The organism is Pseudonocardia sp. ICBG162, from assembly GCF_020496225.1.
In the GTDB taxonomy this organism is placed as follows: Bacteria; Actinomycetota; Actinomycetes; order Mycobacteriales; family Pseudonocardiaceae; genus Pseudonocardia; species Pseudonocardia alni.
The window spans coordinates 87,753-100,897 of the sequence record NZ_JAHLJD010000019.1 but is presented as its reverse complement, the minus strand read 5'-3'; the positions used below and the strand labels follow the sequence as shown (position 1 = coordinate 100,897).

The following is a 13,145-nucleotide window of genomic DNA, read 5'->3' as shown; positions in this document are numbered from 1 at the left end:
GTGCCGGCGCGACATCTCGGCGTCACCGGGACGCACACTGCCCGACGTCTGCGACAGCCCGTCCGGGGCGGCAGCTAACCTCCGGCCATGTCGGAGAACACCACCCCGCTGAAGCTGTCGGTCATCGGGTGCGGCTACCTCGGAGCCGTGCACGCGGCCTCGATGGCGGAGCTGGGCCACGAGGTCGTCGGTATCGAGGTCGACGTCGCGAAGGCGGAGTCGCTGGCCGCGGGCCGGGTCCCGTTCTTCGAGCCGGGCTTCGAGGAGCTGCTGCGCCGGTCGCTGGACTCGGGGCGGCTGTCGTTCTCCTCGGACATGGCCGACGCCCGGGGCGCCGCGGTGCACTTCGTGTGCGTCGGCACCCCGCAGCGGCGCGGCGAGTACGCCGCGGACCTGACCTACGTCGAGGCGGCGACGGCGTCGCTGATCGAGGTGCTGGGACCCGGCGAGCTGGTCGTCGGCAAGTCCACGGTGCCGGTGGGCACGGCCGCCCGGCTGGCCGAGCAGGTCGCGGCCCGGGTGCCGGACGCGGCGCTGGCGTGGAACCCGGAGTTCCTGCGCGAGGGCTTCGCGGTGGCCGACACCCTGCACCCGGACCGGCTCGTCTACGGCGTCCCGGCGCTGTCCGGCGTGGACACCGCGGTGGACGCGGAGAAGGTCCTGGACACCGTCTACGCGCGGATCGTCGCCGACGGCACGCCGAAGGTCGTCACCGACTACGCCACCGCGGAGATGGTCAAGACCGCCGCGAACTCCTTCCTCGCCACCAAGATCTCCTTCATCAACGCGATGGCCGAGCTGTGCGAGGCCACCGGCGCCGACGTGAAGCAGCTCGCCGACGCGATCGGCCACGACGACCGGATCGGCCGCAAGTTCCTCAACGCCGGGCTCGGCTTCGGCGGCGGCTGCCTGCCCAAGGACATCCGGGCGTTCATGGCCCGCGCCGGCGAGCTGGGCGCCGACCAGGCGCTGACCTTCCTGCGCGAGGTCGACAACATCAACATGCGGCGCCGGATCCGGATGGTCGAGCTGGCCCGCCAGGTGTGCGACGACTCCCTGCTCGGCAAGCGGATCGCGGTGCTGGGCGCGGCCTTCAAGCCCGACTCCGACGACATCCGCGACTCCCCGGCGCTGAACGTGGCCGCGCAGCTGCAGCTGCAGGGCGCGAACGTCCGGGTGACCGACCCGCAGGCGCTGCCCAACGTGCGGCGGCACTGGTCGCAGCTGGACTGCGTCGACACCCCGGAGGAGGCCGCCGAGGGCGCCGACGTCGTCCTGCTGCTGACCGAGTGGAAGCAGTACCGCGAGCTCGACCCGGGCTCGTTCGGGAAGGTCGTGAAGACCCGCCGGGTGCTCGACGGCCGCAACGCCCTCGACCGCGAGGTCTGGGAGTCCGCGGGCTGGACCTACCGCGCGCTGGGCAGGCGCAACGTCTGAGGCCGGCCCACGGTCCGCGCCCACGCCGCGAACCCGACGGGGTCGAGCCCGAACTCCCGCGCCCGCTCCGGACCGGCGGCGCGGGGGTGGGCGTCGACGAAGGCGTGGGACTGCACGAACGCCTCGACCAGCCCCTCCGCGCGGGCCTGCTCCGGGCTCTCGGTCAGGGTGAACGGCACGTCCCAGGCCTCGGTGAGCGCCGCGGCCGCCTGCCGGTAGCTCAGGCGCTCGCCGACCAGGTCGAGCGCGACGCCGTCGAACCGGTCCGGGTCGGCGAACGCGGCGGCCGCCGCGGCCCCGATGTCGGCCACCGCGACGAACGGGTGCACCAGGTCCGGGTCCAGCGCCAGCAGCAGCCGCGGCGCGTCGCCCCCGGCCAGGTACATCGACCACGGCACGAAGTTCTCCATGAACCCGCTGGGCCGCAGCCGGGTGACCCACCGGGCCCCGGCCCCGGCGAGCGCCTCCTCCGCGACGGCCTTGGACCGCCAGTAGTGGGCCATGTGCTCGCCCCAGACCGTGGCGTCGACGGCGCCGGGGTGCCCCAGCTCGCCGACCCCCGACACCGAGGTGTGCACCACCTGCGCGACGCCCGCCTCCCGGACCGCGGCCGCGATCGCGTCGGCGTGCCGCAGCTCCCGGTCACCGAGCAGGTCCTCGAGGTCGGGCATCTGCACCGAGAACACCCCGCGGGCGCCGCGGGCGGCCGCCGTCACCGACGCCGGGTCGTCGAGGTCGCCGGTGACCAGGGTGGCGCCGGCGTCGGCGAGCGCCCGTGCCGCGGTGGTGCCGGGGTCGCGGACCAGCGCCCGGACCGGGGTCCCCGCGGCGAGCAGCGCCCGTGCCGCCGCCCCGCCCTGCCTGCCGGTCGCGCCCGTGACCAGTACCGGATCGTCCATGTCGTGCTCCTCCCGATGAAACGGGGTGTCCCCCCGTTTTCTGTCGGCTACGATATGGAGGACCACTCCGTTTTGTCGAGCCGTCCGGGAGGACCCATGTCGCGCGACGCCACGGCGGCCCCGCGGGCCGACCGCCTCCGCAACCGGGAACGCCTGCTCGGCGCCGCGATGGAGGTCGTCGCACGGGACGGGGCGCAGGCGTCGATGGAGGAGATCGCCCGCCGGGCGGGTGTCGGGTCGGCGACCCTGCACCGGCACTTCGCCTCCCGCCGGGCGCTGCTCGAGGCGGTGTTCGCCGACGGCGTCGACACCCTCTGCGCCCGCGCCGAGGCGCTCCGCCGTGCCGAGCCCGCCACCGCGCTGTGGACCTGGCTCGACGAGTTCGTCCACTACGTCGCGACCACCCGCGGCGTGGTCGAGGTCCTGCTCGCCGAGCCCGCCGCGGACGCCCCGGTCTGCCACACCGACCGGGTGCGGGCCGCCGTCCGTCCGCTGGTGGCCGCCGCGGCCGCCGCCGGCGGGCTGCACCCCGACGCCCGCCCCGAGGACGTCGTCGCCCTCACCGCGGTGGTGTCCACGGCGGCGGGGGAGGACCCGTCCACCGCACGGAGGCTGCTGCGCCTGACCGTGGACGGGCTCCGGGGAGCGGGCTGCGGTAGAACGCAGGCGTGACCTCGCACCCCGTCCTCGCCGGATCGGACCGCGCGGCGTTCGGCTCGCTGCAGCGCGCCTCCACGCCCCGCGCCGAGCGCTACCGCATCGGCAAGGGGCTGCGGAAGGTCGCGCCCCGGTCCGGGCTCGCCGAGTGGTCCGCGCAGCTGCGCCGGGCCGACCCGGTCGACGTCGTCGAGGCGCAGAACGCCGGGCGCGTGCACGAGCTCGTCCCGCTGCGGATCCAGCGGATGACCGCCTCCCCGCACGCGTTCCTGCGCGGCGCCGCGGCCCTGCACGCCGCGGACTTCGCGGTGCTGCCCGAGACCGGCGTGCACCCCGTCATCTGCGGCGACGCCCACCTGGGCAACTTCGGCTTCTACGCCTCGCCCGAGCGCGACCTGGTCTTCGACCTCAACGACTTCGACGAGGCCCACCCCGGCGCCTGGGAGTGGGACCTGCGACGGCTGGTGTCCTCCACCTGGGTCGCCGGCCGGGACTCCGGCGCGACCGAGGAGCAGTGCGGCGAGGCCGTCACCCGCTGCGTGACCTCCTACGCCGAGCACCTGCGTCACCTCGCCGACGAGCCGCTGCTCGCCCGCTCGTTCGACATCATGGACATCGACACCCTGCGCTCGGACGCCGACCACAAGACCTCGCGCCGGGTCATCGACAAGGCCGCCGAGCGGGCGCGCCGGCGCACCAGCGACCGCGCGCTGCCCCGGTTCGTGACCGAGGAGGGCGGGGCGCGGCGGATCGTCACCGAGCCGCCGTTGATCACCCACCCCGACGACGGGCACACCGCGCGCATCCTGGCCGCCCTCGACGAGTACCTCGCGACGCTGCCGCCGCACTGGAGCCGGATCCTCGGCGGTTACCACGCCGTCGACGTCGCCCACAAGGTCGTCGGGGTCGGCTCGGTCGGGCTGCGCGCCTACCTCGTGCTCTGTGAGGGCTCCAGCCCCGACGACGTGCTGTTCCTGCAGCTCAAGCAGGCGCGCCGGTCGGTCGTCGCGCCGTGGGTGCACGGCGGCGAGGCCTGGCACGCCCACCAGGGCCAGCGGGTCGTGGAGTACCAGCAGGCCCTGCAGACCGTCTCCGACCCGCTCCTGGGCTGGACGACGATCAACGGCCGCCAGTACTACGTCCGCCAGTTCCGCGACATGAAGGGCGCGATCGTCCCCGACACCCTCGACGCCCCCGCGCTGGCCGACTACGCCGACGTCTGCGGCAGGCTGCTCGCCAAGGGGCACGCCCGCACCTCGGGGGCGTCGATGATCGCCGGCTACCTGGGGAAGGGTGGCAAGGTGGCCGCGGCGCTCGCGACGTTCGCCAGGGCCTACGCCGACCAGACCGAAGCCGATCATGACGCGCTGGTCCGCGCGGTGCGGTCCGGGCGGCTGTCGGATCGGACACCTGAGCAGGTGCCGGGCACGGCGATCGGCTAGGTTCTGGCCCCGTGACCGTCGTCGAAACCCTGCTGGTCTTCGTGGTCGCGCCGGCTGTCCTGTACTTCGCGATCTGGGGCTGGATCGCGATGCGGAACCGGAGCAACCGCCCCCGCTACAACGCGGGTGACCCCTGGCCGTACGAGCCGCTGTTCTGGATCGCCGAGCCGTCCGCCGCGGGGCACCACGCCGCGCACGCCGGACACGGCGACACCGCCCCGTCCGAGGGCGGCGACACCCGAGGAGGTACCGGTGGCAAGTGGTGACCTCGCCGTCTTCACCGGCAACGAGGAGGACCTGCCCGAGGGGTCGGTCGTCACGAACTCCGGTCGCCTGTCGGTGGCCGAGAACTTCGTCGAGCCGTCCGCGGCCGCGCACCCGTTCACCCCGGTGCAGCTGACCCGCCTGGACGAGGCGCTGTACCTGGCCAGCCGCGAGACCGGCCTGCGGTTCGCGCTGTACCTGGGCGACCTGGGTGCCGACGCGCGGGCCACCGCGGTCGACCTGCACGGGCGCGTCGACGACCACGAGGACGCGGTGCTCGTCGCCGTGAGCCCCGAGCAGCGCCTGCTGGAGATCGTGACCGGCGCCGAGGCGAAGGTCCGCCTCCCCGACCGCGGCGCCAAGCTCGCTCTCATGAGCATGGTCGCGTCCTTCAAGGAGGGCGATCTGTTCGGTGGAATCCTGTCCGGACTGAGGATGCTGGCGGACCAGGCCGGCAGCCGCCCCTGAGCTGGGGTTTCCCACCCGGTGGACACCGCAGGCGGACACCCGGGCGCGTCCGTGGACAGTGCGGCGCCCGCGTGTCCGTCACTCGCGGCCCACCACGATCGGCGCAGCGGCTCTAAGGTGTCCCCCATGGTGCGCAGCGGGAGGACCGAGCGGTGACCGGCCCCACCGGCAGCCCGATCCTGATCGTCGACGACCACGAGCTGGTCGGGTCCGCTCTCGCCCTCAACCTGCGCGCCGAGGGCGAGGACGCGACCTTCCAGCCGGTCCGCTCCGCCGCCGCGGTCCTGGAGCACGCCCGACGCGTCACGCCCGGGCTCATCGTGCTCGACCTCGACCTGGGGCGTGACCCGGAGGGCAACCGCATCGACGGGGTCCGGCTCGTCGGCCCCCTCTGCGAGGCGGGCTGGCGGGTGGTGGTGCTGTCCGGCAGCTCCGACGCCGGCCGGGTCGGCGCCGCCCTGGACGCGGGCGGGTTCGTGTTCGTCCCCAAGAACGCGCCGTTCCCGGCGCTGCTCAGCGCCATCCGCGAGGCCCACGCCGGGCGCTCGATCATGCCGCCGGGCCGCCGCGAGCAGTTCATCCGGCTGCACCGCGACCGGGAGCACGAACGCCGCGACCTGCACGAGAAGCTGGGCAGGCTCACCCAGCGCGAGCGCGAGGTCCTCGCCCTGCGGGCGGGCGGCAAGCGTGCGCAGTCGGTGGCCGACCACTTCGTCGTCTCGCTGGCGACGGTCCGGACGCAGATCCGCGCGGTGCTGACCAAGCTGGAGGTCGGCTCCCAGCTGGAGGCCGTCGCGCTCTACCGCAAGGCCGCCGGGATCTGACCCGTTCGGCCCACAACACAGCCACCGAACGTCACCGAGAATGACGAGTCCTATCATCGCTTTCTCATCAGTCCGGCGACTTCTTCGGAGCGGAGGGGACGTGGCGTCCGGTTTCCTCGGCGCGCTCCTGGGGCCGCAGCGGCGGGCCCGGTTCCTGGCCGGACACCTGACCGACGTGCTGGTCGTCGCGGTCTTGGCCGTCCTCGTGGTGGCGGTGAGCCGCCCCGCGGTCGTCGACGGACGGATCGACCTGTCCGACGCGACGGCGGTGCTCACCCTCGTCGCGGCCGCGGTCGGCTCGGCGGCGGCGATCGTCGCGCTGGTGACGGGGCGGCTGTCCGGGGACCCCCGTCCGTCGTGGTTCGGGGCCGCCCTCCTGCTCTACGGCGTCGTGCTCCTCCCGCTGTCCGCACTGGTCCTGCCGCAGTACCCGGCGGGCACCCCGCGGCTGGCCGTGCTGACCATGTTCGTGATCAGCCTGTGCATCCTGGTCGCCGCGCTGCGGCCGCCGCTGGTCCTCGGGGCCTGGGGCGGCTGGGCGCTGGCCGCGGTCGCCCTCGTCATCGGCGGGGTCGTCGCGTCGCAGGCGGAGAGCCCGTTCACCCGGATGGTGGCGACCTCGCCGCTCTACTCGATCGTGGTGCAGAGCGGCTGGGCGCTGGTCGCGGTGCTGTTCCTGCTCGACGGCTACCGGCGCCCGAGCCGGATCCGGGCCCGGATGGGGCTCGGCCTGCTGATCGTCGCGGTGTCGCAGCTGTACCGGGCGATCGTGCCCGGCCAGGAACCGACGGCCGGCCTGGTCTACCCGTCGCTGCGGGTGCTCGGGATGGGCGTGGTGCTCACCGCGCTGCTGACCATGGCGCTGCGTGCGGTGACCCAGATGCAGGACGACTACGACCAGCTCCAGGACACCCTCGGCGAGGCGTCGGCGCTGCTCGAACGGGCCACCGGCCAGACCGCCGAGCGCGACCACGAGCTGCGCAACGGCCTGGCGGGCCTGGCCGGCGCCGCGCAGCTGCTGACGACCCGCCCCGGTGACGACCCCCAGGTCGCCCGGATGCGGGAGGCGGTGCTCGCCGAGCTGAACCGGCTCCGCCAGATGCTGCAGACCCCGATCACCGTCGAGGACACGGTCGCCGACCCGATGGTCGACGGGCGCGACGCCGCCCTGCTCGACTACGGCCCGGACTACGCCCCGGTCGCCCCGTCGCCGGGGGCGGACACCGGCGGCGAGCACGACGTCGGGGAGGCCTTGCGCACCCTGGTGGACCTGCGCGACGGCCGCTGCATCACCCTCGACACCCAGGACGACCTGCCCCCCGTCGCCGCGCCCGAGTCGCTCACCCGCCAAGTCGTGACGAACCTGCTGGCCAACTGCGACCGGCACGCGCCCCGGACCCCGGTGGTGGTGCGGGCCCGCCTCGCCGACGAGCCGGGTCTGGTCGCCGTCGAGGTCCGCGACCACGGCCCCGGCCTGCCGGACGGGCAGGAGCAGCTCGAGATCGTCCGCGGCCGGCACGACGAGGCCGCCGGCGGCTCCGGGCTCGGGCTGCACATCAGCGCCCAGCTCGCTCAGGAGCACGGCGGCACCCTGGTGCTCCGTACGGTGGACGCACCCCGCGGCTGTCTTGCCGTACTCACACTTCCGGTGGCCCGCTGATCGGGTGGCGACGTGTCCACGACCTGCCGTTCCGTCCACGGAAGGTCTTTTCGTCGCCGCGAGCCATTCCCACGCGCCCCACGCGATCTCATACTGGGTGACGCAACGGCACGGTGCGATGACGCGATGGTCGTCCGCGCTGCCGTTCGCCGGCACGAAGGAGGTCACCATGGCGCACGAGAACGACGGCACCGACCGCAGGACCCCCGCCACCCCCACGGCCGCGGTCCTGACACCGCCGACGGGCCTGGAGCCCGTCCCGGCGCTGCCCCGGCCGCGCACACCGTCCGAGCCGCGGACCCCGGCCGGTCCGCCCGCGCCCGTCGTCCCGCAGGTGGGACTGTGCACCTGCGGCCACCCGGAGGACCTGCACGACCACTACCGCCCGGGCACCGACTGCGGCAGCTGCGGGCCGCGTGTCTGCGCGGGCTTCCGCTCCGCCGACGAACCGGCGTCGACGAACCCGCTGCGGCGGTGGCTGCGCCGCCGCTGACCACACCCCGACACACGAACGGCGCCCCGGGAGCACGGACTCCCGGGGCGCCGTCGTGCGTGGGTCAGGGCTGCTGGACCGCGGTGGTCCGCTCCGGGTCCGGAGTGGCCTGACCGTCGAACTCACGGGCGGCCAGCGCGCGCACGATCCCGGCGCGCCCCTCGGACACGAGCCGGCGCAGCGACGCCGGCTTGGACTCGTCGGCGAGCCAGGCGTCCGCCGCCGCGACGGTCGGCTCCGCGACCGCCCAGGACGGGAACAGTCCGACGACGACGTTCTGCGCCAGCTCCGAGGTCCGGCGCGCCCACACGCCGTCGATCTCGTCGAAGTAGCGCTGGACGTAGCCGTCGAGCAGCCCGGGGCTCACCGTCGACAGTGCGGGGTGGGAGAACCCGGAGATCGCCGACTCGTTGATCGCGTTCGGCAGGGAGTCGTCGTGCACGGCGCGCTGCCACGCCCGCTCCTTGGCCTCCGCGGTCGGGATCAGCGCGCGGGCCCGCTCGGCCTGCCGCGCCCCGGTGGAGGTGGCGTCGCGCTCGGCCTCCTCGGCGATCTCGGTCTCGCCGGCCTTCCCGTGCGCGACGAGTGCGTGCAGCAGCCGCCAGCGCAGGTCGGCGTCGACGGTCAGTCCCTTCGGGACGTCGACGTCGAGCAGCCAGCCCTTCATCCGGTCCAGGGTGTTCTCCGGCAGCACCGAGGCGGTCAGCGCGTTGACCACCGCCAGCTGGACGTCCGACCCGGGCGGGGCGGTGTCCAGGCGGAACCGCAGCGCGTCGGTCAGCAGCGGCCAGCCGCGGCCCTGCGCCCACTCCGGGGTGCAGTACGACGCCGTCGCGGTCTGGGCCTGCAGCAGCAGCCGCTGCACGACGCCGATCTCGGACTCGGTGTCGAACCCGCCGGCGACCAGGGTGACGAAGTCACGGGCCTTCAGCTCGGCCTCACGGGTCATCTCCCACGCCGAGGACCAGCACAGCGTGCGCGGCAGCGACTCGGCGATGTCGCCGATCCGGTCGACCAGGGTCGCGAGCGAGCCCGGGTCCAGGCGCAGCGCGCAGTAGGTGAGGTCGTCGTCATTGACCAGGACGAGCTTGCCGCGGGGCAGCCCGACCAGCTCCGGGACGGCCGTGCGCTCGCCGGAGATGTCGAGCTCGACGCGGTGGGTGCGGACGAGCTTGCCGGTCTCCGGGTCGTCGTCGTAGACGCCGACGGCGATCCGGTGCGTGCGCAGCTCACCGGCACCCGGCCGGGCGCCGCCCTGCACGACGTCGAACGAGGTGAACTTCCCGGCCTCGTCGAGCTGGAACGACGGGCGCAGCAGGTTCAGGCCGGTGGTGCGCAGCCACTGCGCGCCCCAGTCCGACAGGTCCCGGCCGGACGCCTTCTCCAGCGAGCCCAGCAGGTCGTCGAAGGTGGCGTTGCCCCAGGCGTGGGCGGCGAAGTAGTCGCGCAGCCCGGCCAGGAACGGCTCCAGCCCGACGTAGGCGACGAGCTGCTTGAGGACCGACGCGCCCTTGGCGTAGGTGATGCCGTCGAAGTTGACCTCGACGGCCTGCAGGTCCGGGATGTCCGCGGCGATCGGGTGCGTCGAGGGCAGCTGGTCCTGCCGGTAGGCCCAGGACTTCTCGAGGTTCGCGAACGTCGTCCAGGCGCCCGTGTACTCGGTCGCCTCGGCCTGGCACAGCACCGACGCCCAGGTCGCGAACGACTCGTTGAGCCACAGGTCGTCCCACCAGCGCATGGTCACGAGGTCGCCGAACCACATGTGCGCCATCTCGTGCAGGATCGTTTCGGCGCGCCGTTCGTAGAGCGTGCGGGTCACCCGCGACCGGAAGACGTAGTCCTCCAGGAACGTGATCGCGCCGGCGTTCTCCATCGCACCCGCGTTGAACTCGGGCACGAACAGCTGGTCGTACTTGCCGAACGGGTAGGTCACCCCGAAGTTGCGGTGGTAGAAGTCGAAGCCCTGCCGGGTCTCGGTGAAGATCCGCTCGTGGTCCATGTGCGGGGCCAGCGAGGCGCGGCAGAAGATGCCCAGCGGGATCTCGGCGTGCTCGTCGCGGTAGGTGTCGTGCCAGCTCGCGTACGGCCCGGCGATCAGCGCGACCAGGTAGGTCGAGAGGATCTCGGTCCGCTCGAAGCGGTGCACCCCGCCCTCGACCGTCGCCGGGGCGTTGGAGATGACCTTCCAGTCCTCCGGCGCGGTCACGGTGAGGGTGTAGCGGGCCTTGAGGTCGGGCTGGTCGAAGCAGGGGAACAGCCGCTTGCAGTCGGCCGTCTCGAACTGCGAGTACAGGTAGACGGCCTGGTCGACGGGGTCGACGAAGCGGTGCAGGCCCTCACCGGTGTTGGTGTAGAGCCCGGTCGCGACGATCGTCAGCTCGTTCTCCGCGGCGAGACCGGGCAGCGCGAGGCCGTCCTCCTCGGTCCACGCGGCGGCGTCGAGCTCGGTGCCGTTCAGCGTCGCCGAGGTGATGCCGTCGCCCACCCACTCGATCCACGTGCTCCCGCCGGGCTCGGCCGCGGTGAAGCGCACCGTGGTCGTCACCGCGAACGTCCGCTCGGAGGGGGCTCCGGCGCCGTCGGTCAGGTCGATCGTGACGTCGTAGGTGGAGACGTCGAGCAGCGCCGCGCGCTCCTCGGCCTGGGCACGGGTGAGGTTGGGCGGGGTCACGTCGTTCGGGGTCCTCTCGGGGAGTGGTGTCGTCGGCATCCAATCACGGTGCCCGGGGCGCGGCCCGTGGAATCCGCGGCCGGTGCCCGGTGTTGCGCCGGGTATGACGACTCCTGCTGCCGACGGCCGCGCACGCATCGACATCTGGTTCGACCCGCTGTGCCCCTGGGCGTGGCTGACCTCCCGCTGGGTGCTGGAGGTGGAGAAGGTCCGCGCCGTCGACGTCACCTGGCACGTCATGAGCCTGTCCGTGCTGAACGAGGGCCGTGAGCTGCCCGAGCAGTACGTCGAGCTCATGTCGAAGGGCTGGGGCCCGGTGCGCGTGTGCATCGCCGCCGCCGAGCTGAAGGGCCCGGAGGTCCTCGCGCCGCTCTACACCGCGCTCGGCGAGCGCATCCACAACCAGGGCAACAAGGACTTCGACGACGTCATCGCGGGCGCGCTCAAGGAGCTCGACCTCCCGGCGTCGCTGGCGGAGGCCGCGCACTCCACCGAGTACGACGAGAAGCTGCGCGCCAGCCACCACGAGGGCATGGACCCGGTGGGTCTCGACGTCGGCACCCCGACCATCCACGTCGACGGCGTGGCGTTCTTCGGGCCGGTCATCTCCCGGGTCCCGAAGGGCGAGGACGCCGGCCGCCTGTTCGACGGCGCCCGGCTGCTGGCCGAGAACCCGCACTTCTTCGAGCTCAAGCGCACCCGTACCGAGGACCCGTCCTTCGACTACTGAGCCGGTGACGGCGTGATCGCCGCGATCGAGGGGGCCGGTGCCGGATGTGGCACCGGACCCCTCACTCGTGACGATCACCCGGCGGCGCCGCTCGCGATCGCGAACGGGATCGCCCGTTCGGCCGTGGCGGGCGCCGCGGGGGCGCACAGTGCCCGGCCGTGGACACCTGGTTCTCGCGGCGGACGACGTCGGTGCTCGGAGCGGTGGCGCTGGTCGCCGGGACGCTCGCGGGCGGACAGCTCGCGGTCGGCGCCGTGCTGGACCGGGGCGCGCTCGCCGACGCGGTGCCCCGGACGTCGCTGAGCCCGTACTCCGACGGCGCGTTCACCGTGCGGGCCGCGGCGGTGGACAGCCGGGTCGACATCGCCGGGGCCGAGGACGGCTCCTACGTGCTCGGCCACACCCCGGCGGGCAGCGACGTGGTCCTCGACCTCGACCTGCTCTCCGGCGACACCGCGCGCCCGTGGTGGGTGCAGCCCGCCACCGGGACGACGCTGGAGCTGGCCCAGCTCGCGAGCTCGGGGATCGCCCGGTTCCCGGCCCCGCAGGGCGCGGGCGGGAGCCGCGACTGGGTCCTGGTGGTCGACGACGTCGCCGCCGGGTACGGCGCACCCGACGCCGACGCCGTCGCACGGGCGGTGGGGGAGCGGGTGCGGTCCGCGGTGGCGAGGGCGGGGTCCGGCCGGGTCTCCGGCGCGGACGGTTCCGGTTCCGACGGAGCGGCCGGGGGACCGGACCCGGCGGGGCCCTCCGGCGGTTCCGGCGACGGCCAGGGTGCGGGTGACGCGGCGGACGGCGGGGGCCGGGGTGGCACGGGCAGCGGTGCCGACGGGGCGCCGGACAGCGCCGGGCCGGACAGCGGCTCGGGTGGCGATGGCTCGGACGGTGCCGGTTCGACCGATGGCGACGGCGGCACCGGTGGCGGCGGCGGGGGCGACGACGGCTCCGGCAGCGGCTCCCCGTCGGGCTCCGGCGGTTCCGGCCACCGCTCCGGCGGCAGCGCCGGCGACGGCCCGGCCTCGGGATCCGAGCCGGAGGACCGCGACTTCGGCGGTTCCGGCGGGGACGGAGACCCTCCCGGCGGGAACGGTGGATCGTCCGATGGCGACGACTCCGCCGAGGGCGGCAGCGGCGGCTCCGGCGGCGGGTCCGGTGGCGACTCCGGTGGTGACGAGGACCGCGGCGACAAGGGCGACAAGGACGACGAGGAAGACGAGGACCGCGGGAACGGGAGCGGCGGGGGAGACGCTGACGCCCCGGCCCCCGCGGCCCCCGCCCCGAAGCCGGAGAAGAAGAAGGAGCCGGCGCCGTCGTCGTCGGCGAAGGCGGCCGACGGCACCTGGGACGAGTTGGCGCAGTGCGAGTCCTCCGGCGACTGGTCCATCTCGACCGGGAACGGCTACCACGGTGGTCTCCAGTTCGACAAGGGCACCTGGAGCGACTTCGGCGGCACGAAGTACGCCCCCACCGCCGACGGCGCCAGCAAGGAGCAGCAGATCGAGATCGCGACCAAGGTCCGCGACGCCCGCGGCGGTTACGGATCGTGGCCGGCATGTGCCAACAAGTTGGGCCTTCCGAGGTGATCGATCGTCCTGTGGTG

The 13,145-nt window shown here is 74.0% G+C and carries 12 protein-coding genes; 10 read left to right on the top strand and 2 right to left on the bottom strand.

Going from position 1 to position 13,145, the window contains the following annotated elements:
• The first annotated feature begins 87 nt into the window (after positions 1 to 87).
• Entirely contained in the window at positions 88 to 1,437 is a 1,350-nt protein-coding gene (locus KPL60_RS18965; protein WP_226366671.1) for a UDP-glucose/GDP-mannose dehydrogenase family protein, read from the top strand.
• Here KPL60_RS18965 and KPL60_RS18960 read toward each other — a convergent pair.
• Positions 1,407 to 2,336, bottom strand: a complete 930-nt coding sequence (locus tag KPL60_RS18960; RefSeq protein ID WP_226366670.1) for an NmrA family NAD(P)-binding protein — start codon at positions 2,334 to 2,336, stop codon at positions 1,407 to 1,409. The genes KPL60_RS18965 and KPL60_RS18960 overlap by 31 nt on opposite strands.
• 96 nt (positions 2,337 to 2,432) lie before the next feature.
• Here KPL60_RS18960 and KPL60_RS18955 point away from each other — a divergent pair, with 96 nt between their 5' ends.
• From KPL60_RS18955 to KPL60_RS18925, 7 genes are all read left to right on the top strand, one after another.
• Positions 2,433 to 3,008, top strand: a complete 576-nt coding sequence (locus KPL60_RS18955; protein WP_226366669.1) for a TetR/AcrR family transcriptional regulator — start codon at positions 2,433 to 2,435, stop codon at positions 3,006 to 3,008.
• On the top strand, positions 3,005 to 4,435 hold the full coding sequence (locus KPL60_RS18950; protein ID WP_226366668.1) for a DUF2252 domain-containing protein: 1,431 nt from the start codon (positions 3,005 to 3,007) through the stop codon (positions 4,433 to 4,435). The genes KPL60_RS18955 and KPL60_RS18950 overlap by 4 nt, the downstream gene beginning before the upstream one ends.
• 11 nt (positions 4,436 to 4,446) lie before the next feature.
• Positions 4,447 to 4,701, top strand: a complete 255-nt coding sequence (locus KPL60_RS18945) for a hypothetical protein (RefSeq protein ID WP_226350272.1) — start codon at positions 4,447 to 4,449, stop codon at positions 4,699 to 4,701.
• Positions 4,688 to 5,167 (top strand): DUF5130 family protein, encoded by a 480-nt coding sequence (locus tag KPL60_RS18940; RefSeq protein ID WP_073575554.1) that lies wholly within the window; start codon positions 4,688 to 4,690, stop codon positions 5,165 to 5,167. Before KPL60_RS18945 ends, KPL60_RS18940 begins: the two co-directional genes overlap by 14 nt.
• Before the next feature lie 152 nt (positions 5,168 to 5,319).
• Positions 5,320 to 5,991, top strand: coding sequence for a response regulator transcription factor (locus tag KPL60_RS18935; protein ID WP_226366667.1), 672 nt, complete (start codon positions 5,320 to 5,322; stop codon positions 5,989 to 5,991).
• Positions 5,992 to 6,091: 100 nt separating this feature from the next.
• On the top strand, positions 6,092 to 7,651 hold the full coding sequence (locus KPL60_RS34730; protein WP_226350273.1) for a sensor histidine kinase KdpD: 1,560 nt from the start codon (positions 6,092 to 6,094) through the stop codon (positions 7,649 to 7,651).
• Between the two features lie 118 nt (positions 7,652 to 7,769).
• On the top strand, positions 7,770 to 8,144 hold the full coding sequence (locus tag KPL60_RS18925; RefSeq protein WP_226350274.1) for a hypothetical protein: 375 nt from the start codon (positions 7,770 to 7,772) through the stop codon (positions 8,142 to 8,144).
• Between the two features lie 64 nt (positions 8,145 to 8,208).
• Here KPL60_RS18925 and pepN read toward each other — a convergent pair whose 3' ends face one another.
• Positions 8,209 to 10,815, bottom strand: a complete 2,607-nt coding sequence (gene pepN / locus KPL60_RS18920) for an aminopeptidase N (RefSeq protein WP_226366904.1) — start codon at positions 10,813 to 10,815, stop codon at positions 8,209 to 8,211.
• A 103-nt stretch (positions 10,816 to 10,918) separates the two neighbouring features.
• On the opposite strand from pepN, the gene KPL60_RS18915 reads away from it, so the two are divergent.
• Together KPL60_RS18915 and KPL60_RS18910 are read left to right on the top strand one after the other, a co-directional pair.
• The gene (locus KPL60_RS18915) at positions 10,919 to 11,545 is read left to right on the top strand and encodes a DsbA family protein (protein ID WP_226350275.1); all 627 of its coding nucleotides are present in this window, start codon (positions 10,919 to 10,921) and stop codon (positions 11,543 to 11,545) included.
• Positions 11,546 to 11,703: 158 nt separating this feature from the next.
• Positions 11,704 to 13,128: a transglycosylase family protein gene (locus tag KPL60_RS18910; RefSeq protein ID WP_226366666.1), complete on the top strand. Its 1,425-nt coding sequence runs from the start codon at positions 11,704 to 11,706 to the stop codon at positions 13,126 to 13,128.
• Positions 13,129 to 13,145 lie beyond the last annotated feature (17 nt).